Below are 22,168 nucleotides of genomic sequence, written 5' to 3'. Positions count from 1 at the left end.
AGAAAAACGCATGACGGAGGATGCCATGAAAACCCGAAAACTGACGGAAGCCGACGTAACGTCCGAATCTGTCTTTATGTTACAGCGCCGCCAGATCCTGAAAATGCTTGGCATCAGTGCCACCGCGTTGTCGCTCACACCTGCGGCTCACGCTGATTTGCTCGACTGGTTTAAAGGCAACGATCGGCTAAAAGCCCCTTCCGGTGCCCCGCTCACCTTTACGAAACCTGCCGAGTGGCAAAACAAACTGACGCTCACGCCAGAAGATAAGGTCACCGGTTATAACAACTTCTACGAATTTGGGCTTGATAAAGCCGATCCTGCGGCCAATGCAGGCAGCATGAAAACCGATCCGTGGACGTTGAAAATTGACGGCGAAGTGGCAAAACCCTTAACGCTGGATCATCACGATCTCACCACCCGTTTCCCGTTAGAGGAACGCATCTATCGTATGCGCTGCGTGGAAGCCTGGTCGATGGTGGTACCGTGGGTAGGTTTTCCGCTGCATAAGCTGCTGGCAATGGTTGAACCCACCAGCAATGCGAAATATGTCGCATTCCAGACGCGTTACGCCCCGGACGAGATGCCAGGCCAGAAGGACCGGTTCATCGGCGGTGGGCTTGCATATCCTTATGTAGAAGGATTACGCCTTGACGAAGCCATGCATCCTCTTACCCTTCTGACCGTCGGCGTTTACGGTAAAGCGCTCCCGCCGCAGAACGGCGCCCCCATCCGGCTAACGGTACCGTGGAAATATGGCTTCAAGGGCATTAAATCGATCGTCAGTATCAAGCTCACCCGTGAGCGTCCGCCCACAACATGGAATCTCGCCGCGCCGGACGAGTACGGTTTCTTCGCCAACGTGAACCCACATGTCGATCACCCACGCTGGTCGCAGGCGACGGAACGGTTTATCGGTTCTGGCGGTGCGCTGGATGTGAAGCGTCAGCCCACGCTGCTTTTTAACGGCTATGCGGATGAAGTGGCGTCGCTCTACCGTGGCCTCAATTTACGGGAGAACTTCTGAGTGCGTTTAACGGCAAAACAGGTAACCTGGCTGAAAGTGCTGCTGCATTTAGCCGGGTTGCTCCCTTTTATCTGGTTGTTCTGGGCCGCCAGCCAGGGGCTCTTTAGTGCCGATCCGGCTAAAGATATCCAGCACTTTACTGGTCGGATGGCTCTGAAATTTTTACTGGCGACCTTGCTGGTTTCGCCGCTGGCGCGCTACGCTAAACAGCCATTATTGATACGCACACGTCGGCTATTAGGGCTATGGTGTTTTGCCTGGGCCACGTTGCACCTGACCAGCTACGCGCTGCTGGAACTGGGGATTAACAACCTGGCACTGCTGGGCCGCGAACTGGTCACGCGTCCTTATCTGACGCTGGGCATTGTCAGTTGGCTGGTGTTACTGGCATTAGCGCTGACATCCACGCAATATGCGCAGCGAAAACTGGGTAAGCGCTGGCAGCTGCTGCACAACTTCGTCTATCTTGTCGCGATCCTCGCACCCATCCATTATCTGTGGTCCGTGAAGATCCTCTCGCCTCAGCCCATCCTCTACGCGCTGCTGGCTTTGGCGCTTTTAGCATGGCGTTACAAGAAGTTCCGCCAGTGGTTGCGATAGTTCGCGAAACTGTGCGTTTTCCCGCAGATTACTTATCAACCGCCATTCTTTTTCGGATAGCGGTTGATAATCTTCCCTGATAAGACCAGTATTTAGCTGCCAAATGCTACGAAATCGTTATAATGTGCGACTTTGGTTTTCCTGAATGCATTTTAGGAAAGTCATCAGGTGACTTTCGCGTTTCAAAGGTATATTTTGGTTTTTACCCGAGATTCGCAGGAGATAGCGACACAATGGCAGAAAAATTCCGAATCTTAGTTTTAAACGGACCGAACCTGAACATGCTCGGCACCCGTGAGCCAGAGAAGTACGGCACGCTGACATTAAGTGAAATTGTTAACCGTTTGGGCACGGAAGCAACGTCACTGAATGTGGATTTGGATCATTTTCAGTCAAACGCGGAGTACGCACTCATCGACCGTATTCATCAGGCTAAAGACACTGTGGACTATATCCTGATCAATCCGGCCGCGTTTACGCACACCAGTGTTGCTATCCGCGACGCACTGCTGGCGGTGAGTATCCCGTTTATCGAGATCCACCTCAGCAACGTGCACGCCCGAGAGCCGTTCCGCCACCATTCGTATCTGTCGGATATCGCCGCTGGCGTTATCTGCGGACTGGGCGCAGACGGTTATTCATACGCTTTACAGACAGCGGTAAAACGCCTGTCACAATCACACTAAACAAGAGTACGGAACCCACTCATGGATATTCGTAAGATTAAAAAACTGATCGAGCTGGTTGAAGAATCAGGCATCTCCGAACTGGAAATTTCTGAAGGCGAAGAGTCTGTACGTATCAGCCGTGCAGCCCCAGCCGCTAGCTTCCCGGTAATGCAGCAAGCTTATGCTGCGCCAGTGCAGCAGCCTGCGCTCTCTGCAGCCGTTGCACCAGCCGCAACTGAAGCCGCACCTGCCGCTGCAGCAGAAATCAGTGGTCACATCGTACGTTCCCCAATGGTTGGTACTTTCTACCGCACCCCGAGCCCGGACGCGAAGGCGTTCATCGAAGTGGGTCAGAAAGTCAACGTAGGCGATACCCTGTGTATCGTTGAAGCCATGAAAATGATGAACCAGATCGAAGCAGACAAATCAGGTACTGTGAAGGCGATTCTGGTCGAAAGTGGTCAGCCGGTAGAATTTGACGAGCCGCTGGTCGTCATCGAGTAACGAGGCGAACATGCTGGATAAAATTGTTATCGCCAACCGCGGCGAGATCGCACTGCGTATTCTTCGTGCCTGTAAAGAACTGGGCATCAAGACTGTCGCTGTGCACTCAAGCGCGGACCGCGATTTAAAACACGTATTGCTGGCGGATGAGACGGTCTGTATCGGCCCGGCTCCGTCCGTAAAAAGCTATCTGAACATCCCGGCAATCATCAGCGCCGCTGAAATCACTGGCGCGGTGGCAATTCACCCGGGTTATGGCTTCCTCTCCGAGAACGCCAACTTTGCTGAGCAGGTTGAACGCTCTGGCTTTATCTTCATCGGCCCGAAAGCTGACACCATCCGCCTGATGGGTGACAAAGTGTCTGCAATCACCGCGATGAAAAAAGCCGGTGTTCCAACCGTTCCAGGTTCTGACGGCCCGCTGACTGACGACATGGATGCAAACCGTGCACATGCTAAACGCATTGGCTACCCGGTGATCATCAAGGCGTCCGGCGGCGGCGGCGGTCGCGGTATGCGCGTAGTGCGCAGCGACGCTGAACTGGCACAGTCCATCTCCATGACCAAAGCGGAAGCGAAAGCAGCTTTCAGCAATGACATGGTGTATATGGAAAAATACCTGGAAAACCCACGCCACATCGAAATTCAGGTGCTGGCTGACGGTCAGGGTAACGCTATCTATCTGGCAGAACGTGACTGCTCCATGCAGCGTCGTCACCAGAAAGTGGTCGAAGAAGCACCAGCACCGGGCATCACCCCGGAACTGCGTCGCTACATCGGCGAGCGTTGTGCCAAAGCGTGTGTCGACATCGGCTATCGCGGGGCGGGTACCTTCGAATTCCTGTTCGAAAACGGTGAGTTCTACTTCATTGAGATGAACACCCGTATTCAGGTTGAACACCCGGTTACCGAAATGATCACCGGCGTTGACCTGATCAAAGAGCAGCTGCGTATCGCTGCCGGCCAGCCTCTGTCCATCAAACAGGAAGAAGTAGTGGTCAAAGGCCATGCGGTCGAGTGCCGTATCAACGCCGAAGACCCGAATACCTTCCTGCCAAGCCCGGGTAAAATCACGCGTTTCCACGCACCGGGTGGCTTTGGCGTGCGTTGGGAGTCTCATATCTACGCCGGTTACACCGTACCGCCGTACTATGACTCAATGATCGGTAAGCTTATCTGCTACGGCGAAAACCGTGACGTGGCGATTGCCCGCATGAAGAACGCCCTGCAGGAGCTAATCATCGACGGTATCAAAACCAACGTTGATCTGCAGATGCGCATCATGAGCGACGAGCACTTCCAGAATGGTGGGACGAACATCCACTATCTGGAGAAAAAACTCGGTCTCAACGAGAAGTAAGAAAGCATCTATGCTAAAAGGCCGGTTTAACCGGCCTTTTTTATTTCTGGGGATCGTCAAGGCCCATCATGTACAATCCCCGCTTTCTTCATCCACAAGGGACAAAAAATGGACAAACGTTTTGTTCAGGCCCATAAAGAAGCGCGCTGGGCGCTGTGGCTGACCCTTCTCTATCTTGCCGCATGGTTGGTAACCGCTTACTTACCTGATTCTGCAATTGGCATCACCGGCCTGCCTCACTGGTTTGAAATGGCCTGTCTGCTGGTACCGCTGATTTTTATCCTGCTGTGCTGGGCAATGGTGAAATTCATTTATCGCGATATCCCGCTGGAGGACGACGATGCAGCTTGAAGTCATTCTGCCGCTTATCGCGTATTTGTTGGTCGTGTTTGGCGTGTCCGTGTATGCCATGCGCAAAAGGGCAACCGGCACCTTCCTGAACGAATATTTCCTCGGCAGCCGTTCAATGGGCGGCATTGTGTTAGCGATGACGCTCACCGCCACCTATATCAGCGCCAGCTCATTTATTGGCGGTCCCGGGGCAGCCTATAAATATGGGTTAGGCTGGGTGCTGCTGGCGATGATCCAGCTCCCGGCTATCTGGCTTTCGCTGGGTATACTCGGCAAGAAGTTCGCTATTCTGGCGCGTCGCTATAATGCCGTGACGCTGAACGACATGCTGTTTGCCCGCTACCGCAGCCGTTTACTGGTATGGCTGGCAAGTCTAAGCCTGCTGGTCGCCTTTGTGGGTGCGATGACGGTGCAGTTTATTGGCGGTGCACGTCTGCTTGAAACCGCAGCAGGGATCCCTTACGAGACTGGCCTGCTTATCTTTGGGATCAGTATCGCGCTTTATACGGCGTTTGGTGGATTCCGCGCCAGCGTACTGAACGACACCCTGCAGGGCATGGTGATGCTCATCGGAACCATTGTGCTGCTGGTGGGGATTGTCCATGCGGCAGGCGGCCTGAGCCATGCTGTTGAAACCCTTGAAGCGATTGACCCGAAACTGGTCACTCCAGAGGGCGCAGATGACATTCTTTCACCCACCTTTATGACCTCCTTCTGGGTGCTGGTCTGCTTCGGCGTCATTGGACTGCCGCATACCGCTGTACGGTGTATCTCCTATAAGGACAGTAAAGCGGTTCATCGCGGCATTATTATCGGGACCATTGTGGTGGCGATACTGATGCTGGGAATGCATCTGGCGGGTGCATTAGGTCGTGCGGTGATCCCAGATCTTACCGTGCCCGACCTGGTGATCCCTACCCTGATGGTTAAAGTCCTGCCCCCCTTTGCTGCCGGGATTTTCCTAGCCGCACCGATGGCCGCCATTATGTCGACGATCAACGCTCAGTTGCTGCAAAGTTCCGCTACGATTATCAAAGATCTCTATCTGAATTTGCGTCCCGAGCAGTTGAAAAACGAACGACGCTTAAAGCGGATGTCTGCGGTGATTACGCTGTTATTAGGGGCGCTGCTGCTGCTGGCCGCCTGGCGTCCACCGGAGATGATCATCTGGCTGAACCTGCTTGCGTTTGGCGGCCTTGAAGCTGTTTTCCTGTGGCCGCTGGTGCTTGGCCTGTACTGGGAACGCGCGAATGCTGCGGGCGCGCTAAGCGGCATGATTGTTGGCGGTGTCGTGTACGCCGTGCTCGCCACCTTTAAGATCCAGTACCTGGGCTTCCATCCAATTGTGCCTTCGTTACTGTTAAGTTTACTGGCGTTTGTGGTGGGGAACCGTTTCGGTCAACCCGTCCCACAACCCGCTATGATGTCTACTAATAAATAAAGAGTTTTGCCATGCCGTGGATCCAACTAAAACTGAACACAACCGGCGCTCACGCCGAAGAGCTGAGCGATGCGCTGATGGAGGCCGGCTCGGTCTCTATCACCTTCCAGGACACGCATGACACGCCAGTCTTTGAGCCGCTGCCGGGCGAAACGCGCCTGTGGGGCGATACCGACGTGATTGGCCTGTTTGATGCTGAAACCGACATGAAAGAAGTGGTCGCGATTCTGGAACATCATCCTCTGCTGGGCGCGGGTTTTGCGCACAAAATCGAACAACTGGAAGACAAAGACTGGGAACGCGAGTGGATGGATAACTTCCACCCCATGCAGTTTGGCAAGCGTCTGTGGATCTGCCCAAGCTGGCGCGAAGTTCCCGATGAAAACGCGGTCAACGTGATGCTCGACCCGGGTCTGGCATTCGGTACCGGCACCCACCCGACCACCTCACTGTGCCTGCAGTGGCTGGATGGCCTGGATCTGGAAGGGAAAACCGTGATCGACTTCGGCTGTGGATCCGGGATCCTCGCCATTGCCGCCCTGAAGCTGGGCGCCGCAAAAGCCATCGGGATCGATATCGATCCGCAGGCCATTCAGGCCAGTCGTGATAACGCCGAGCGTAACGGCGTTTCCGATCGCCTTGAGCTGTATCTGCCGGACGCGCAGCCAGAGGCCATGAAAGCCGATGTGGTGGTCGCTAACATCCTGGCGGGCCCATTACGCGAGCTTGCACCGTTAATCAGCGTGCTGCCCGTTGAGGGCGGCCTGCTGGGGCTGTCCGGGATCCTGGCAAGCCAGGCTGACAGCGTTTGCGAAGCCTACGCCGATCTCTTCACCCTCGATCCGGTGGTGGAAAAAGAAGAGTGGTGCCGCATCACGGGCCGTAAAAAATAAGAACATTTTTCGTACTGAGATGATGTTCTAAAATGCGACGCAGATCGCATAGAAGCGGGAGAATCTGCTGCTAAAAACAGCAGAATATCCCGCTCAACGGATTCATTTTTTGAGAAATGATGAGAAGTTACGGGAAATTGTAAGCGGTCATAAAATCGCCGTTAATACATAACATAATGATTTAAATAAAAAATAATTTTCATCATTGTGACTGGGTGGCGATTCCTTGATCTACAACAGTGGATTGTTCAAAGTTTGGCCTTTCATCTCGTGCAAAAAATGCGTAATATACGCCGCCTTGCAGTCACAGTATGGTCATTTCTTAACTCATGCGCATCGGACACCACCAGCTCAGAAATCGCCTGATCGCAGCCCCAATGGCAGGTATTACCGACCGGCCGTTCAGGACGCTGTGTTATGAGATGGGAGCCGGTTTAACCGTTTCCGAGATGATGTCGTCTAACCCGCAGGTCTGGGAAAGCGATAAATCCCGCCTTCGGATGGTGCACATTGATGAACCAGGTATTCGCACCGTGCAAATCGCCGGAAGTGTGCCTGAAGAGATGGCAGATGCCGCGCGGATTAACGTGGAAAGTGGCGCCCAGATTATTGATATCAACATGGGTTGCCCGGCCAAAAAAGTGAATCGCAAGCTTGCAGGTTCAGCCCTTCTGCAATACCCCGACCAGGTGAAGTCAATCCTGACGGCGGTTGTCAGCGCAGTGGACGTTCCTGTTACGTTGAAGATTCGCACGGGTTGGTCGCCGGAACACCGTAACTGTGTAGAGATTGCCCAACTGGCCGAAGACTGTGGCATTCAGGCCCTGACCATTCATGGACGCACTCGCGCCTGTTTGTTCAACGGTGAAGCTGAATACGACAGCATTCGGGCAGTTAAGCAGAAAGTTTCCATTCCGATTATCGCGAATGGCGACATTACTGACCCGCTTAAAGCCAGAGCTGTGCTCGACTATACGGGAGCTGATGCTCTGATGATAGGACGTGCAGCTCAGGGAAGACCCTGGATCTTTCGGGAAATCCAGCATTATCTGGACACTGGGGAGCTGCTTGCCCCGCTGCCACTGGCAGAGGTTAAGCGCTTGCTTTGTTCGCATGTTCGGGAACTGCATGACCACTACGGCCAGGCAAAAGGGTACCGAATTGCGCGTAAACACGTCTCCTGGTATCTCCAGGAGCACGCTCCAAATGACCAGTTTCGGCGCACATTCAACGCCATAGAGGATGCCAGCGAACAGCTGGAGGCGTTGGAGGCATACTTCGAAAATCTTGCGTAATGAAATAAAGAGCTGACAGAACTATGTTCGAACAACGCGTAAATTCTGACGTACTGACCGTTTCTACCGTTAACTCTCAGGATCAGGTAACTCAAAAACCCCTGCGTGACTCGGTTAAACAGGCACTGAAGAACTATTTTGCTCAACTGAATGGTCAGGATGTTAATGACCTGTATGAGCTGGTACTGGCTGAAGTTGAACAGCCACTGTTGGACATGGTGATGCAATACACCCGCGGTAACCAAACCCGCGCTGCGCTGATGATGGGTATCAACCGTGGTACTCTGCGTAAGAAACTGAAAAAATACGGCATGAACTAATTTCGGTTAGCGAAATGCTTGTTTAAAAAGGCGCTACCTGGCATGGGGATGCGCCTTTTTTATTGCTCCACATTTGCCACCGTCAACGCTTTGTAAACCTTCGCTTTCCCCACTTTTCAACCGCCGCTTTTCGTGTATATTTCCACCACCTTACTGGCTCTCTTCTCCCGGAATGTCATAATGATTCGTAAATACTGGTGGCTGGTTGTCTTTGCTGTCTCAGTTTTTCTCTTTGATGCGCTGCTGATGCAGTGGATTGAACTGATGAGCACCGAAACCGATAAGTGTCGCAATATGGATTCCGTGAACCCGCTTAAACTCGTCAATTGTTCAGAGCTGGACTGAGCCGCCAACGTCGTCAAAAACCCCGAAATCACTTAATAAAAACGGGGATTTAAATCCCTTTGAGTCATTACCTTACGATGATAATGTCTCGCCCTTCACCACCGCCCTTGCGTAACCTCACACTCGAGTTGAACCGATCATGCTGGTTAGCCAATACAACCATATCCTTGTCGTCCTCTCCTTTGTTGTCGCTATCCTTGCTGCCTATACCGCGCTGAATATGGCCGCGCGTGTGGCGGGAAGTCAGGGCGTGGCAGCGCGCATCTGGCTGGCCGGTGGCGGTGTTGCAATGGGTATTGGCGTATGGGCGATGCATTTTATCGGCATGCTGGCGATGGATCTCTCCATGAGCATGAGCTACAACGCCACCCTGACGGGGTTATCGATGGTTATCGCCGTGGGTTCATCCTTGTTTGCGCTGTGGCTTGTCAGCTGTGAGCAGCTGCGTTTGCGCCGTCTGCTGCCCGGTGCACTAGTCATGGGAACCGGTATTGTGGTCATGCATTACACCGGCATGGCGGCCCTGGAGGTTACGCCCGGTATTATCTGGGATAAAACATGGGTGGCGATATCAGTCGCTATTGCGCTTGCTGCATCGCTCGCGGCACTGTGGCTGACGTTCCGCCTGCGTCATGAGGCCGCTCAGGTCGCGCTGATGCGCATGGGTGCTGCAATTACGATGGGGATTGCGATTGCCGGAATGCATTATGCGGGGATGAAAGCCGCACAGTTTCCAGTGTCGACCATGGCTCACCATGAGGGGATTAACGGCAGTTGGCTGGCCGTGCTGGTGAGCGTTGTCGCACTCGCCATCCTTGGTATCACCCTGCTGGTGTCGATGCTGGATGCGCGCCTGCAGGCGCGCACCTCTCTCCTCGCCTCGTCTCTGGCGGAAGCAAACCGGGAGCTGGCCCAGCTGGCGTTACAGGATACGCTGACGCGCCTGCCCAATCGTATCCTGCTGGAAGATCGACTCGATCAGGCCATCAACAAAGCAGATCGTGAAGGCACGCATTTCGCATTGATGTTTATGGATCTCGACGGCTTTAAAACCGTCAATGACGCCTACGGGCATGATGTCGGCGATAAACTGCTGGTTGCCGTTACGCAACGCCTGCTGCTCCCTCTGAAAGGCCAGTTCACCCTTGCACGTATTGGCGGTGATGAATTTGTTCTGCTGGCAGAAGTTGGGGGGCCGGACGATGCAGCCTCCCTTGCCAATGCCCTGGTGCGCACTATCGATAGTCCATTCAATGTGGATCCGTATGAGCTGGTGGTGACCCTCAGTATTGGCATTGCGCTTTATCCTCACGATGGCAAAACCGATCGCGAGCTGATGTTTAACGCCGATGCGGCGATGTACCACACCAAGCATATGGGCCGTAACGGTTATCACTTTTTCCAGCCCTCCATGAACACGCTGGCGCAAACCCATCTGCAGCTGATGAACGATCTGTGGCTGGCCATCGATCGTAATGAGCTACAGCTGCATTATCAGCCCAAATTCCACGCGCCGGCAGGCCCCGTACTCGGGTTTGAGGCACTCCTGCGCTGGCAACACCCGAAGCTGGGATTGCTGACGCCAGACCTGTTCCTGCCGCTGGCGGAAAAAACGGGACAGATCATTCCCATTGGCAACTGGGTTATCAACGAAGCCTGCCGCCAGTTGCGGGAATGGCACCTTAAAGGGCATCAAAACTGGTCAATGGCGGTGAACCTGTCGACACTTCAGTTTGAACAACCTTCGCTGGTGAGTACGGTGCTTGATTGTCTGACACGTCACCAGGTGCCACCGGAAATGCTGATCCTTGAAGTGACGGAAACCACTGCGATGAGTAACCCGGATGAGAGCGTGCGGGTGCTGACAGAGCTGACGAATGCGGGTGTGAAAGCCTCTATTGATGACTTTGGTACCGGCTACTCGAGCCTGCTGTATCTTAAACGCTTACCCGCCTGTGAATTGAAAATCGACAGGGCGTTTGTAAAAGAGCTCAGTGGAGAAAGCGAAGATGCGACCATTGTCTCCGCGATTGTCGCCCTGGCGAAAACGCTGAATCTGAAAGTGGTGGCTGAAGGCGTAGAAACCGAAGCACAGCAAGCCTTTTTGACAGAACTGGGCTGTAATACCCTTCAGGGCTATTTGTTAGGAAAACCTGTCAGTGCGCAGACCATTGAAACGCTTTGCGAGCAGGGAGAGATCTTGCCCGACACCGAGTCGTAAGCCTCTTCACGTGGCGACACGCGCATCACCGGGAGTGTCGCCAGAATGTTATCGACCAGAGCAGGTGCCTGTTGATAGAGGTTGAAGCTGTCGTTATTCATTAACCAGTTTTTAATTATTCCGCTAAAAAATCCGTGGAACACTATCAGCGTTAAATCCACATTGACCTGCGAAGAAATGATGTTTCGTGAAATACAGCGCTCCAGTGTCGCACGTAGAAAATCATTGTTGAAACCAATACGTTTCCTGATTTCATACTCGGAAACCATATCACTGGTAAATTCACACTTATGATACAAAATCTGCAACAGCGCCCACTGGCGAGGCTCATGCGCAATATATTGCAACGCAGTGATAAATTGCTCACGAAGCATTAACAAGGGATCATCTTTTTCGGAAAGAGAAAGTCTGTCGCGAATGAGATCGCGAAGCGGCAATTGCTGTTCCCAGATAGCATTAAATATCTCTGTTTTACTGGTGAAATGCCAGTAGACGGCCCCACGCGTCACCTTTGCCGCATCGGCGATATCCGTCAGCGTTGTGTTGGTTACGCCACGTGTCGCAAACTGCCCGATAGCCGCTTCAATCAGCTGTTGACGGGTTTGTTGAGCCTCTGCTTTCTTTTTACGCGCCATGGACGACTACTCGTTACTCACAAGAATTAAGCTGTTTAGTAGGGTTTTGTAATCGGAAGTATTCATGAAAGACAAGGTGAATTCTGCACAAAAAAAGTCAATTCGCTTTATTTATAACTGAGGCAAATGCATACCAATAATTAAATTCACAAAACAGATGAATGCCCTCTATGAAACATCACTCTCCTGATTACTTTTGTTAAAGTATATTGCTGTAAACGCAAAGCCTTCTTCTGATTTTCTTTCCTGCCGCATTTATCCGCACTTATAAATTAAAAAACATTAAATACCCTCATTATTATACGCAGCTACATTTTTTGTTTTTGTCCCCTGCCCTGTCACCGATCCACGGAAATATCGGTTAATGGGTATTTAAAGGAACAGTAATGACGAATCATTTCAGACGCTTGCCCTTAACCGGTTTTATTGTCTGCGCCGCACTGCTTGCCGGATGCGATGGGCAGGAAAATCAGCAACATCAACCGCAGCCGCCTCAGGTGAGTGTACACATTGTCAAAAGTGCCCCCCTCACTGTGACAACAGAGCTGCCGGGTAGAACAGATGCGTTTCGCGTTGCGGAAGTGCGTCCTCAGGTTAGCGGCATTATCCTGCGTCGCAATTTCACCGAAGGCAGCGATGTCAAAGCTGGCCAGTCACTTTATCAGATCGATCCCGTCAGCTATCAGGCGGCGTATGACAGCGCAAAAGGAGAGCTGGCGAAAGCCCAGGCGGCAGCCAATATTGCGCACCTGACGGTAAAACGTTATCTCCCGCTGGTGGGCACACAGTATGTCAGTAAGCAGGAGTACGACCAGGCCGTTGCGACGGCTCAGCAGGCGGATGCCAGCGTCGTTGCTGCAAAAGCAGGAGTTGAAAGCGCACGCATCAACCTTGCCTATACCAAAGTCACCTCTCCCGTCGATGGTCGCATTGGTAAATCCAGCGTGACCGAGGGAGCTCTCGTCACCAACGGCCAGGCAAACGCCCTGGCAACGGTACAGCAACTGGATCCGATGTATGTCGATGTCACCCAGTCCAGCAATGATTTTATGCGTCTGAAGCAGACAAGCCTGCAAAAAGGGGAGACAACCAGCACCGTCGAGCTGTTGATGGAGAATGGTCAGCCCTATCCGCTAAAAGGCACGCTGCAGTTTTCTGATGTGACGGTTGATGAAAGCACTGGCTCCATCACTCTGCGGGCGATTTTCCCGAATCCGCAACACCTGCTGTTACCGGGAATGTTTGTACGCGCCCGCATTAATGAGGGTACGCAGCCGAATGCGATTCTGATCCCACAGCAAGGCGTCACCCGCACGCCGCGTGGGGATGCAACCGTCCTGATTGTTAACGACAAAAACCAGGTTGAGTCACGCACCGTCGTTGCCTCTCAGGCCATTGGCGATCGCTGGCTGGTCACAGAGGGGCTGAAAAACGGTGACCGCGTGATTGTCAGTGGGTTACAAAAAGCCAAACCTGGGGCTACCGTCGTCGCCACACCCGATACCTCTACGACTCCAGCCGGTTAAGGAACGACGTCATGGCTAATTTCTTTATCCAGAGGCCGGTTTTCGCCTGGGTACTCGCCATCATTTTGATGATTGCAGGTGGGCTGGCAATCCTCAAACTGCCTGTAGCGCAGTATCCGACTATCGCCCCACCCGCGGTTGCCATAACTGCAACCTACCCTGGCGCAGATGCGCAGACGGTGCAGGATACCGTGACGCAGGTTATCGAACAGAACATGAACGGCATCGATAACCTGATGTATATGTCATCCACCAGCGATTCTGCAGGTAATGTCACCATCACCCTGACCTTTGAGTCTGGTACAGATCCGGATATCGCCCAGGTTCAGGTTCAGAATAAACTTCAGCTCGCCATGCCGCTGCTGCCGCAGGAAGTGCAGCAACAAGGGATCGGCGTTGAGAAGTCCAGCAGCAGCTTCCTGCTGGTGGCTGGCTTTGTTTCAGACAATAAAAGCCTCTCGCAGGATGACATTTCCGACTACGTCGCCTCGAATGTGAAAGATGCCATTAGTCGAACCACTGGGGTGGGTGATGTTCAGCTGTTTGGTGCCCAGTATGCAATGCGCATCTGGCTCGACAGTAACGCGATGAATAAATACCAGCTGACGCCGCTGGACATTATTAATCAACTGAAAACCCAGAATGACCAGATAGCGGCAGGCCAGCTAGGCGGAACGCCGTCCGTGCCGGGCCAGCAATTGAACGCCTCGATCATTGCGCAAACCCGCCTGAAATCACCGGAAGAGTTTGGCCGCGTGACGCTGAAGGTGAACCAGGACGGCTCGATGGTGCACCTGAAGGATGTCGCACGCATTGAACTGGGCGGTGAAAACTACAATATGGTGACCAAAATCAACGGGCAGGCCGCAACCGGCCTGGGGATTAAGCTGGCGACCGGTGCAAATGCGCTGGATACGGCGGCGGCCATCAAGAGTAAGCTGGCGCAACTGCAGCAATTCTTCCCACAGGGTCTGAAGGTGGTTTATCCGTACGACACCACGCCGTTTGTGAAGATCTCTATTCACGAAGTGGTAAAAACCCTGTTTGAAGCGATCATTCTCGTCTTCCTGGTGATGTATCTGTTCCTGCAAAACCTGCGCGCGACGCTTATCCCCACTATCGCGGTGCCGGTTGTTTTGCTGGGTACCTTCGCGGTGCTGGCGGCGTTCGGGTTCTCCATCAATACCCTGACGATGTTCGGGATGGTGCTGGCAATAGGCTTGCTGGTTGATGATGCCATCGTGGTCGTTGAGAACGTCGAACGCGTGATGGTAGAAGACAAACTGCCGCCGAAAGAGGCGACGCAGAAGTCGATGGAACAGATTCAGGGCGCACTGGTGGGTATAGCCATGGTGCTGTCGGCGGTCTTTATCCCGATGGCATTTTTCGGTGGCTCGACCGGGGCCATCTATCGGCAGTTTTCGCTGACCATCGTTTCGGCAATGGCGCTCTCCGTATTGGTCGCCCTGATCCTGACCCCCGCGCTGTGCGCAACCCTGCTTAAACCGGTATCCGGCGATCACCACGAAAAGAAAGGCGGTTTCTTTGGCTGGTTTAATGCGCTTTTTGACCGCAGCGTGGAGCACTACAGCAACAGCGTGAGCGGCATTTTACGCAAGACCGGACGCTACCTGGTGGTGTACATCATCATTGTGGGTGGTATGGCGGTGTTATTCCTGCGCTTGCCCACCTCCTTCCTGCCCGAAGAGGACCAGGGGGTATTTATGACGATGGTGCAACTTCCGGCCGGTGCGACCCAGACGCGTACGCAGCAGGTCCTCGATCAGGTCCAGAACTATTATCTGAAAAACGAGAAGGCCAATGTTGAATCTGTCTTTACCGTTAATGGCTTTAGTTTTAGCGGCCAGGGCCAGAACGCCGGTATTGCCTTCATTAGCCTGAAGCCCTGGGATGCACGACCGGGGGCGGAAAATAGCGTTGAGGCGATTGTTGGCCGCGCGACAAAAGCCTTCAGTCAGATAAAAGATGGGCTCGTATTTCCGTTTAACCTGCCTGCGATTATCGAACTGGGAACCGCAACGGGCTTCGACTTCGAATTGATTGATCAGGCAAACCTGGGGCATACCTCGCTGACGCAGGCGCGGAATGAGCTGCTCGGAATGGTGAAAGCGCACCCTGACATGCTGGTGCGCGTGCGGCCAAATGGTCTGGAAGATACCCCGCAGTTTAAACTGGATGTCGACCAGGAGAAGGCTCAGGCGCTGGGCATCAGTCTTTCTGATGTCAACCAGACCATCTCAACGGCCCTGGGTGGAACTTATGTAAATGACTTTATCGATCATGGCCGCGTGAAAAAAGTCTATGTCCAGGCCGATGCGCGCTTCCGTATGCTGCCTGGTGACATCAGCAACCTGTATGTACGCAGCGCAAATGGTGAGATGGTTCCTTTCTCCGCCTTTAGCACCTCGCACTGGGTGTACGGTTCACCTCGCCTGGAGCGCTATAACGGGATGCCATCCATGGAGATCATCGGTGAGTCCGCACCCGGGAAAAGTACTGGTGAGGCCATGGCGCTGATGGAGAGTCTTGCTGCAAAACTGCCTTCCGGCATCGGGTATGACTGGACAGGAATGTCTTATCAGGAGCGACTTTCCGGAAATCAGGCGCCTGCGTTGTACGCTATTTCACTTATTGTGGTGTTCCTTTGTCTGGCTGCTCTTTACGAAAGCTGGTCCATTCCCTTCTCAGTGATGCTGGTGGTTCCGCTGGGAGTCATTGGGGCGCTGGTTGCAGCAGCGTTACGTGGCTTAAACAATGACGTCTATTTCCAGGTGGGTTTGCTGACAACGATTGGTTTGTCGGCTAAAAACGCCATTCTGATCGTTGAGTTTGCCAAAGATCTGATGGAAAAAGAGGGTAAAGGCATCATTGAAGCCACGCTGGAAGCATCGAGAATGCGCCTTCGACCGATCCTGATGACCTCGCTCGCCTTTATTCTTGGCGTCATGCCGCTGGTAATCAGCCATGGCGCCGGGAGCGGTGCGCAAAACGCGGTCGGGACAGGGGTAATGGGGGGCATGCTTTCCGCAACGCTTTTGGCTATCTTCTTCGTGCCCGTTTTCTTTGTGGTCGTCCGGCGACGCTTTACGCGCCATAAAGAGTAATGAATACCTGAAAGGCACCTCTGGTGCCTTTTTTATTTTAAGATAAACAGTGTATTAAGATCGCAGTGTTAAAAAGAGTCAGTTTGCATTAAGTAAGAACGCCACGTTGTTACTCCATAATTTCTCCATTAATTCGTTCTGACGAAACGCTTTTCTCCACGATGTTTACAAACAACATAATTTGAGATTATTCCTCGTGTAACGTGGGCTTATCCCGGTGGTAAAATAACCTCCAGTTCGTTAATAGCCCTCCTGGCTTTATAGCGGACGCGAAATAATACTGAGGTAACATCATGAAAAGATTCATTTCCGTTGCACTACTCGCTGCGCTGCTGGCTGGATGCGCGCACGACTCTCCATGTGTACCGGTATACGACGATCAGGGCCGACTGGTTCATACCAATACCTGTATGAAAGGTACCACTCAGGATAACTGGGAAACAGCAGGTGCTATCGCTGGTGGTGCTGCCGCGGTGGCGGGGTTGACGCTGGGTATTGTTGCCCTGACCCGATAACATCTGTTCAGAAAGCGCGGCTCTGGCCGCGCTTTTGCTTTGAATGAGTGCAGTAATATCAAATCAGTAAAAAAAAGACAGTATTTATTCACACCATTAATTTTAGCCAGAAACCTGTCACCTCTTTTTCACTTCCCCTTTTAATTTTGTATTCAGTTTTGATGATTTTCACCCATTCATATTATTGAATACCCGGCCAATATTCACTCTGGAAACTATCTCTTCTTTTTTTCTGACCCTCCTTAAAAGTTTTGCTCCGATTTGTGGCACAGGTTGTAATTTCGCACCGTTTCGGGGCGCTCCTTTTATTTAAGCCTGTCTACACTCAGCATTAAGCGTTCACTTATCGCTTATTTCATCGAGCGCGAAACCTGGCATTACGTTTGCTATATAAACGTCGGCCAACGCCACAGATGGGTAAAAGTGTTTAAAACACCTAAATAACGATAAATTTAGCCACACAGGATGCATTATGAAAAAGACGATGATAGCCAGCCTGGCCGCTGCGGGTATGTTGTTTGCTGTTGCGGGTCAGGCCCATGCGGGCACAACGCTGGATGCCGTGAAAAAGAAAGGTTTTGTTCAGTGCGGTATCAGCGACGGTTTGCCTGGCTTCTCTTATGCCGATGCTAACGGCAAATTTACCGGTATCGATGTTGACGTCTGCCGGGGCGTCGCCGCTGCCGTTTTCGGTGATGACAGCAAAGTAAAATATACCCCGCTGACGGCCAAAGAACGTTTCACCGCGCTGCAGTCCGGCGAAGTGGACATGCTCTCCCGTAATACCACCTGGACCTCCTCCCGTGATGCAGGCATGGGGATGTCATTCACCGGTGTCACCTATTATGACGGCATCGGTTTCCTTACCCACAATAAAGCGGGCCTGAAAAGCGCCAAAGAGCTGGACGGTGCGACCGTGTGTATTCAGGCCGGTACCGATACCGAGCTTAACGTCGCCGATTATTTCAAAGCGAATAATATGAAGTATACCCCGGTGACATTCGATCGCTCTGATGAATCAGCCAAAGCGCTGGAATCTGGCCGTTGCGATACGCTGGCGTCTGACCAGTCACAGCTCTACGCGCTGCGTATTAAGCTGAGTAACCCGGCAGAGTGGATCGTCCTGCCTGAAGTCATCTCCAAAGAACCCCTTGGACCCGTCGTTCGCCGTGGCGACGAAGACTGGTTCTCTATCGTTCGCTGGACCCTGTTCGCCATGTTAAATGCAGAAGAGATGGGTATCAGCTCGAAAAACGTCGATGAGAAAGCTGCCAAACCCTCAACCCCGGATATGGCACACCTGCTGGGCACAGAAGGCGATTTTGGCAAGGATCTGAAGCTGGATAACAAGTGGGCGTACCACATCATTAAACAGGTGGGCAACTACGCTGAGATCTTTGAGCGCAACGTGGGATCGGAAAGCCCGCTGAAGATCAAACGCGGCCAGAACAATCTCTGGAATAACGGCGGTATTCAGTACGCACCGCCAGTACGTTAAGTCTTTGCTGTAACGGGCACTGTGAACGCAGTGCCCACTCCAGAGTCATGGTTACCGAGGTTTCTTTATGTTCCATCGCCGCTCCCCCGTAAAAGGATCGTTATCCTTTTCTCATCCCGCGGTCCGCGCCTGGCTATTCCAGATTATTGCCATTCTTGCGGTTGTTCTTATCGCCATTTATTTAATTCATAACACGGTTACCAACCTGAATAATCGCGGTATTACCTCCGGCTTTGCTTTTCTGGATCGCAGTGCGGGTTTTGGCATTGTTCAGCATCTTATTGACTATCAGGAAGGCGATACCTACGGCCGCGTGTTCCTCGTCGGTTTACTCAATACACTGCTGGTCTCCGCGCTGTGTATTGTTTTCGCCTCCATACTGGGCTTTTTTATTGGCCTCGCTCGCCTGTCAGATAACTGGCTGCTGCGAAAGCTGTCCACCATTTACATTGAGACGTTCCGTAATATCCCGCCGCTGCTGCAGATTTTTTTCTGGTATTTCGCCGTACTGCGTAACCTTCCGGGCCCACGTCAGGCTGTCGATGCCTTCGATCTGTTTTTCCTGAGCAACCGTGGGCTCTATATTCCTTCTCCTGAACTCGCAGAAGGGATATATGCTTTTATCGCCGCGATTATCATCGCGCTCGCCCTCTCTGCCGGGCTATTTCGCTATAACCGCAAACATCAGATCAAAACCGGGCAGCTTCGCAAGACATGGCCAATTGCGGCGCTTTTGATTATCGGTCTGCCGCTACTGACACACTGGCTTTTTGGTGGCGCGTTACACTGGGATGTCCCACATCTGCGGGGCTTTAACTTCCAGGGCGGGATGGTATTAATTCCTGAACTGGCGGCCCTGACCCTGGCCCTTTCCATTTATACGTCTGCGTTTATTGCCGAAATCATTCGGGCGGGGATCCAGGCAGTCCCGCATGGACAGCACGAGGCAGCACGCTCTCTGGGGTTACCTCATACGGTAACGCTTCGACAGGTCATTATTCCACAGGCGTTACGGGTCATCATTCCGCCCCTGACCAGCCAGTACCTCAATATTGTCAAAAACTCGTCGCTGGCAGCCGCTATTGGCTACCCGGATATGGTGTCACTGTTCGCCGGAACCGTGCTTAACCAGACAGGACAGGCCATTGAAACCATTGCCATCACTATGTCCGTCTATCTGATTATCAGCCTGGCGATCTCGTTGCTGATGAACCTGTATAACCGCCGTATTGCACTGGTTGAGCGCTAAGGAACTATGATGACAAAAGCGATACTGTCGCACTCTTCGCGTCCTGCCAACCCGACAGGTGGGCGTTTTATTCTCTGGGCGCGTAAGAATCTGTTCTCCAGCTGGGGTAACAGTCTGCTGACAATAATTTGTCTGTGGCTGATGTGGGAGTTGATCCCGCCACTCATTAACTGGGCTTTCTTGCAGGCTAACTGGGTCGGTTCAACCCGGGCAGATTGTACAAAAGCTGGCGCTTGCTGGGTGTTTATCCACGAGCGTTTTGGTCAGTTCATGTATGGATTGTATCCGCACGAACAACGCTGGCGAATCAATCTGGCGCTGGTTATTGGGCTGCTCTCCATCGCCGTGATGTTCTGGAAAAGGCTGCCGCAACGCGGACGGTACATCGCCTGCTGGGCGGTGGTGTATCCGATTGTTGTGTGGGTGCTGTTGTACGGTGGTTTCCTGGGGCTGGAACGCGTGGAAACCCGACAATGGGGCGGCTTAACGCTGACGCTGATTATTGCTTCTGTTGGGATCGCTGGCGCACTGCCGTGGGGCATTTTACTGGCGCTTGGCCGTCGCTCAAAAATGCCCGTTGTCCGTGTGCTCTCGGTTATTTTCATTGAGTTCTGGCGCGGTGTACCGCTTATTACCGTCCTCTTTATGTCTTCGGTCATGCTGCCATTGTTTATGGCAGAAGGCACGACGATAGACAAACTGATCCGTGCCCTGGTAGGAGTCATTCTGTTCCAGTCAGCCTACGTTGCGGAAGTGGTGCGTGGCGGTCTGCAGGCATTGCCTAAAGGGCAGTATGAGGCTGCGGAATCACTGGCGCTCGGTTACTGGAAAACACAGGGGCTGGTGATACTTCCGCAGGCACTCAAGCTGGTTATCCCCGGGCTGGTGAATACGATCATCGCCCTCTTCAAAGATACCAGCCTCGTGATCATTATCGGATTGTTCGATCTCTTTAGCAGCGTGCAACAGGCAACGGTTGACCCTGTCTGGCTTGGCATGTCCACCGAAGGATATGTCTTTGCTGCTCTGATCTACTGGATCTTTTGTTTTAGCATGTCGCGCTATAGCCAGCATCTGGAAAAGCGCTTTAACACCGGGCGTACACCGCACTGAGGAAATTATGAGCCAAATAACTATGACACCCGCCGACGCGATGATTACGCTGGAAAACGTGAATAAATGGTACGGGCAATTTCACGTCCTGAAAGATATCAATCTTAAGGTCAAGCAGGGCGAACGCATTGTCCTTTGCGGCCCTTCCGGGTCCGGGAAATCGACAACCATTCGCTGCATCAATCACCTTGAGGAGCATCAGCAGGGGCGTATTGTTGTTGATGGTATTGAACTGAATGAAGACATTCGCAACATCGAACGCGTGCGTCAGGAAGTCGGGATGGTGTTTCAGCACTTTAACCTGTTCCCCCATCTGACGGTGCTGCAGAACTGTACGCTTGCGCCGATTTGGGTGCGCAAAATGCCAAAAAAGGAAGCTGAAGCGTTAGCGATGCACTATCTGGAACGTGTACGTATTGCTGAGCACGCCAATAAATTTCCAGGCCAGATATCGGGTGGCCAGCAGCAGCGTGTGGCTATCGCCCGTTCACTGTGCATGAAGCCCAAAATTATGCTTTTTGATGAGCCAACTTCAGCGCTGGATCCTGAAATGGTGAAAGAAGTTCTGGATACCATGATTGGACTGGCGCAATCCGGAATGACTATGCTGTGCGTGACTCACGAAATGGGGTTCGCTAGGACCGTGGCTGATCGGGTGATCTTTATGGATCGCGGAGAGATTGTTGAACAGGCGCCACCGGATGAGTTCTTTGCGCATCCGAAGTCAGAACGCACGCAAGCATTCCTGTCACAGGTGATTCACTAGTCGTTTGTTATGCCGGGTGGCGGCTTCGCCGTACCCGGCCTACGCTGTGTGCCGTGTAGAAATGCAAAAAGGCCATCCTTTCGGATGGCCTTTTCACTTGTTTGATGTCTGGCAGTTCCCTACTCTCACATGGGGAGACCCCACACTACCATCGGCGCTACGGCGTTTCACTTCTGAGTTCGGCATGGGGTCAGGTGGGACCACCGCGCTAAAGCCGCCAGACAAATTCTTTTACTTCTTGCCGAACTTTAACCTAAGTATAAAGTGGTGCTGATACCCAGAGTCGAACTGGGGACCTCACCCTTACCAAGGGTGCGCTCTACCAACTGAGCCATATCAGCACACTAAATTTGATGCCTGGCAGTTCCCTACTCTCACATGGGGAGACCCCACACTACCATCGGCGCTACGGCGTTTCACTTCTGAGTTCGGCATGGGGTCAGGTGGGACCACCGCGCTAAAGCCGCCAGACAAATTCTGTTAATCTGTATCAGGCTGAAAATCTGTCTCTTCGCCAAAACATCTTCGGCGTTGTAAGGTTAAGCCTCACGGTTCATTAGTATCGGTTAGCTCAACGCATCGCTGCGCTTACACACCCGACCTATCAACGTCATCGTCTTTAACGTTCCTTCAGGAGACTTAAAGTCTCAGGGAGAACTCATCTCGGGGCAAGTTTCGTGCTTAGATGCTTTCAGCACTTATCTCTTCCGCATTTA

At 52.6% G+C, this 22,168-nt stretch carries 20 protein-coding genes, 1 tRNA gene and 3 rRNA genes; 19 read left to right on the top strand and 5 right to left on the bottom strand.

Going from position 1 to position 22,168, the window contains the following annotated elements; all coding sequences use genetic code 11:
- The first annotated feature begins 25 nt into the window (after positions 1 to 25).
- The 12 genes from msrP (at position 26) to ACOTZF_RS14295 (ending at position 11,025) form a co-directional block, all read left to right on the top strand.
- A complete protein-coding gene (gene msrP, locus ACOTZF_RS14350) occupies positions 26 to 1,027 on the top strand; it encodes a protein-methionine-sulfoxide reductase catalytic subunit MsrP (RefSeq protein WP_129253373.1) in 1,002 nt (333 codons plus the stop codon).
- Positions 1,028 to 1,627: a protein-methionine-sulfoxide reductase heme-binding subunit MsrQ gene (msrQ, locus tag ACOTZF_RS14345; protein ID WP_013098990.1), complete on the top strand. Its 600-nt coding sequence runs from the start codon at positions 1,028 to 1,030 to the stop codon at positions 1,625 to 1,627.
- Between the two features lie 233 nt (positions 1,628 to 1,860).
- A complete protein-coding gene (gene aroQ / locus ACOTZF_RS14340; RefSeq protein ID WP_040021895.1) occupies positions 1,861 to 2,313 on the top strand; it encodes a type II 3-dehydroquinate dehydratase in 453 nt (150 codons plus the stop codon).
- Positions 2,314 to 2,334: 21 nt separating this feature from the next.
- The gene (gene accB, locus ACOTZF_RS14335) at positions 2,335 to 2,799 is read left to right on the top strand and encodes an acetyl-CoA carboxylase biotin carboxyl carrier protein (RefSeq protein WP_013098992.1); all 465 of its coding nucleotides are present in this window, start codon (positions 2,335 to 2,337) and stop codon (positions 2,797 to 2,799) included.
- 10 nt (positions 2,800 to 2,809) lie between these two features.
- Entirely contained in the window at positions 2,810 to 4,159 is a 1,350-nt protein-coding gene (gene accC / locus ACOTZF_RS14330; RefSeq protein WP_003860388.1) for an acetyl-CoA carboxylase biotin carboxylase subunit, read from the top strand.
- Between the two features lie 108 nt (positions 4,160 to 4,267).
- Positions 4,268 to 4,510 (top strand): YhdT family protein, encoded by a 243-nt coding sequence (locus ACOTZF_RS14325; RefSeq protein ID WP_013098993.1) that lies wholly within the window; start codon positions 4,268 to 4,270, stop codon positions 4,508 to 4,510.
- Positions 4,500 to 5,951, top strand: a complete 1,452-nt coding sequence (gene panF, locus ACOTZF_RS14320; RefSeq protein WP_129253375.1) for a sodium/pantothenate symporter — start codon at positions 4,500 to 4,502, stop codon at positions 5,949 to 5,951. Before ACOTZF_RS14325 ends, panF begins: the two co-directional genes overlap by 11 nt.
- Before the next feature lie 11 nt (positions 5,952 to 5,962).
- Positions 5,963 to 6,844: a 50S ribosomal protein L11 methyltransferase gene (gene prmA, locus ACOTZF_RS14315; RefSeq protein WP_014833498.1), complete on the top strand. Its 882-nt coding sequence runs from the start codon at positions 5,963 to 5,965 to the stop codon at positions 6,842 to 6,844.
- 329 nt (positions 6,845 to 7,173) lie between these two features.
- A complete protein-coding gene (gene dusB / locus ACOTZF_RS14310) occupies positions 7,174 to 8,139 on the top strand; it encodes a tRNA dihydrouridine synthase DusB (RefSeq protein WP_013098996.1) in 966 nt (321 codons plus the stop codon).
- A gap of 23 nt (positions 8,140 to 8,162) precedes the next feature.
- Positions 8,163 to 8,459 carry a DNA-binding transcriptional regulator Fis gene (gene fis, locus ACOTZF_RS14305; RefSeq protein ID WP_000462905.1) on the top strand — a complete coding sequence of 99 codons (297 nt, stop codon included), beginning with the start codon at positions 8,163 to 8,165 and terminating at the stop codon, positions 8,457 to 8,459.
- A gap of 180 nt (positions 8,460 to 8,639) precedes the next feature.
- On the top strand, positions 8,640 to 8,804 hold the full coding sequence (locus ACOTZF_RS14300; RefSeq protein ID WP_013098997.1) for a DUF2556 family protein: 165 nt from the start codon (positions 8,640 to 8,642) through the stop codon (positions 8,802 to 8,804).
- Between the two features lie 139 nt (positions 8,805 to 8,943).
- On the top strand, positions 8,944 to 11,025 hold the full coding sequence (locus tag ACOTZF_RS14295) for a putative bifunctional diguanylate cyclase/phosphodiesterase (RefSeq protein ID WP_129253377.1): 2,082 nt from the start codon (positions 8,944 to 8,946) through the stop codon (positions 11,023 to 11,025).
- Here the strand turns inward: ACOTZF_RS14295 and envR are convergent.
- Positions 10,941 to 11,660 carry an acrEF/envCD operon transcriptional regulator gene (gene envR, locus ACOTZF_RS14290; protein ID WP_114519289.1) on the bottom strand — a complete coding sequence of 240 codons (720 nt, stop codon included), beginning with the start codon at positions 11,658 to 11,660 and terminating at the stop codon, positions 10,941 to 10,943. The two genes, ACOTZF_RS14295 and envR, sit on opposite strands and share 85 nt — an antisense overlap.
- Before the next feature lie 386 nt (positions 11,661 to 12,046).
- On the opposite strand from envR, the gene ACOTZF_RS14285 reads away from it, so the two are divergent.
- From ACOTZF_RS14285 to ACOTZF_RS14255, 7 genes are all read left to right on the top strand, one after another.
- Complete coding sequence (locus ACOTZF_RS14285; RefSeq protein ID WP_114519290.1) at positions 12,047 to 13,186, top strand: efflux RND transporter periplasmic adaptor subunit; 1,140 nt, start codon at positions 12,047 to 12,049, stop codon at positions 13,184 to 13,186.
- Positions 13,187 to 13,197: 11 nt separating this feature from the next.
- Positions 13,198 to 16,311: an efflux RND transporter permease subunit gene (locus ACOTZF_RS14280; RefSeq protein ID WP_029883258.1), complete on the top strand. Its 3,114-nt coding sequence runs from the start codon at positions 13,198 to 13,200 to the stop codon at positions 16,309 to 16,311.
- Between the two features lie 293 nt (positions 16,312 to 16,604).
- Positions 16,605 to 16,826: a lipoprotein gene (locus tag ACOTZF_RS14275; RefSeq protein ID WP_013099001.1), complete on the top strand. Its 222-nt coding sequence runs from the start codon at positions 16,605 to 16,607 to the stop codon at positions 16,824 to 16,826.
- A 472-nt stretch (positions 16,827 to 17,298) separates the two neighbouring features.
- Positions 17,299 to 18,324 carry an amino acid ABC transporter substrate-binding protein gene (locus ACOTZF_RS14270; protein WP_013099002.1) on the top strand — a complete coding sequence of 342 codons (1,026 nt, stop codon included), beginning with the start codon at positions 17,299 to 17,301 and terminating at the stop codon, positions 18,322 to 18,324.
- Between the two features lie 67 nt (positions 18,325 to 18,391).
- Positions 18,392 to 19,573: an amino acid ABC transporter permease gene (locus ACOTZF_RS14265; protein ID WP_129253379.1), complete on the top strand. Its 1,182-nt coding sequence runs from the start codon at positions 18,392 to 18,394 to the stop codon at positions 19,571 to 19,573.
- A 9-nt stretch (positions 19,574 to 19,582) separates the two neighbouring features.
- A complete protein-coding gene (locus ACOTZF_RS14260) occupies positions 19,583 to 20,686 on the top strand; it encodes an amino acid ABC transporter permease (RefSeq protein ID WP_020687396.1) in 1,104 nt (367 codons plus the stop codon).
- A 7-nt stretch (positions 20,687 to 20,693) separates the two neighbouring features.
- A complete protein-coding gene (locus tag ACOTZF_RS14255) occupies positions 20,694 to 21,452 on the top strand; it encodes an amino acid ABC transporter ATP-binding protein (RefSeq protein ID WP_013099005.1) in 759 nt (252 codons plus the stop codon).
- 106 nt (positions 21,453 to 21,558) lie between these two features.
- On the opposite strand, the gene rrf (ACOTZF_RS14250) is transcribed toward ACOTZF_RS14255, so the two are convergent.
- From rrf (ACOTZF_RS14250) to ACOTZF_RS14235, 4 genes are all read right to left on the bottom strand, one after another.
- Positions 21,559 to 21,674, bottom strand: a 5S ribosomal RNA gene (gene rrf, locus ACOTZF_RS14250).
- 43 nt (positions 21,675 to 21,717) lie between these two features.
- Positions 21,718 to 21,793, bottom strand: a tRNA-Thr gene (locus tag ACOTZF_RS14245).
- A gap of 14 nt (positions 21,794 to 21,807) precedes the next feature.
- A 5S ribosomal RNA gene (gene rrf / locus ACOTZF_RS14240) occupies positions 21,808 to 21,923 on the bottom strand.
- 64 nt (positions 21,924 to 21,987) lie between these two features.
- Positions 21,988 to 22,168, bottom strand: a 23S ribosomal RNA gene (locus tag ACOTZF_RS14235); the annotation flags it as partial.

It is taken from the genome of Enterobacter cloacae complex sp. SHL021 (assembly GCF_049237765.1).
GTDB lineage: Bacteria > Pseudomonadota > Gammaproteobacteria > Enterobacterales > Enterobacteriaceae > Enterobacter > Enterobacter cloacae.
Note: the sequence above shows the minus strand (reverse complement) of the source record. Positions and strands in the feature narration are given on the sequence as shown.